General features: G+C 62.7%; 1 protein-coding gene and 1 pseudogene. Both read left to right on the forward strand.

From position 1 onward, the window contains the following. On the forward strand, window positions 1-1,153 hold a 1,153-nt coding region (locus EN750_RS34475), incomplete at its 5' end, for a response regulator (protein ID WP_127399288.1). After that, window positions 1,150-1,363 (forward strand): annotated as a pseudogene (locus EN750_RS34480) (CpaF family protein); the annotation flags it as partial. The gene EN750_RS34475 and the pseudogene EN750_RS34480, both read left to right, overlap by 4 nt.

The raw sequence follows: 1,363 nt of genomic DNA on the forward strand, positions 1-1,363 counted from the left end.
GGACACGCGCACCGCATTTTCCGCCTCCGAGATCATACAGCTCTCGGCGGTGGAGAAGAACGTCACCGAGTTGCGCGGCGAGATCCAGGAAGCCGACTTCGGCGCCATCATCGTCGACATGGATGCGGCAAGGCTGGAGGAGGTCGGGTCGCTGCAGCGCATTATGCGCCGGCTGGAGGACAAGGTTCCGGTCGTCGTCGTCACCCAGGAGTTCAACGCCGCCGCGGTGCGCATTCTGGTGCAGCTCAAGGTCGCGGATTTCCTGGTCAAGCCGATCACCACGGCCGATCTGGTGCGCTCCGTCGTGCGGGCGCTGCAGGGACCCGGGCGCGAGGAAAACACCGAATCGCAGATCTACACCTTCATGCCTGCCGCGGGCGGCGTCGGCACCACCACGCTGGCGCTGCAGACCGCTTTCCAGCTGCATCACTCGGTGACGCGCGGCGCGTCGACCTGCGTCGTCGATCTCAATTTCCAGCAGGGCGCCTGTGCCGAATATCTCGACCTCGAACCGCGTTTCGACATCACCGAGATCGAGAACCAGCCCGAGCGTCTCGACCGGCAACTGCTCGACGTGATGCTGTCCAAGCATGCCAGCGGGCTGTGCGTGCTGGCGGCACCGGCGCATCCAGCAGAGATGCGCTCGTTCAAGACCGATGTCGTGGTGCGCATGCTGGACCTCGTTTCGGCCTATTTCGACAATGTCGTCATCGACATGCCACGCACCTGGTTTCCATGGACGGAAACCGTGCTGCTCGGTTCCAACAAGCTCTACATCGTCGCGGAAATGACGGTGCCGTGCCTGCGCCACACCCAGCGGCTGATCCAGGCGGTCTACGAGACTGCCGGCAAGGAAGTGAAGCCGAACGTCATCGTCAACCGTTTCGAACAGAAGATGTTCGACAACGGCATCAAGCAGGCGGACGTCCAGGAAATTCTCGGCGAGCATTTCGTCGGCGGTATCGCCAACAACTATCGGCTGGTGCGCGAGGCGGTCGATCGCGGCGTGCCGTTGCACGAGATCGATCCAAACGCCAATGTCGTCAACGATCTGAAGAAGATCATCCTGCCGGAGGAGGCGGTCCCAACCCGGGCGAAATCGCGCTCGCTGTTTGGCATGGGCCGTGGATTGCTGAAGAGGAAAGCCGGATGACCAGCCGCTTCTCCGCCCTGCAGAACCGCGATGCGCTTCCGCAGCGCGTGCCTGAGACGACGCCGGTCGCCCATCATGCCGTCGTCATTCCGACCAGCCGAAAGGCTTTGCCGGCAAAGCCGGACACAGCGCCGGCAAAGAATGCCAACAAGGTGCTCGATGCGCGCGTGCGTATCCACCGGCTGCTGCTCGAAGAGATCAATCTTGTCG

The sequence above is a fragment of the Mesorhizobium sp. M7A.F.Ca.ET.027.03.2.1 genome, from assembly GCF_003999175.1.
GTDB lineage: Bacteria > Pseudomonadota > Alphaproteobacteria > Rhizobiales > Rhizobiaceae > Mesorhizobium.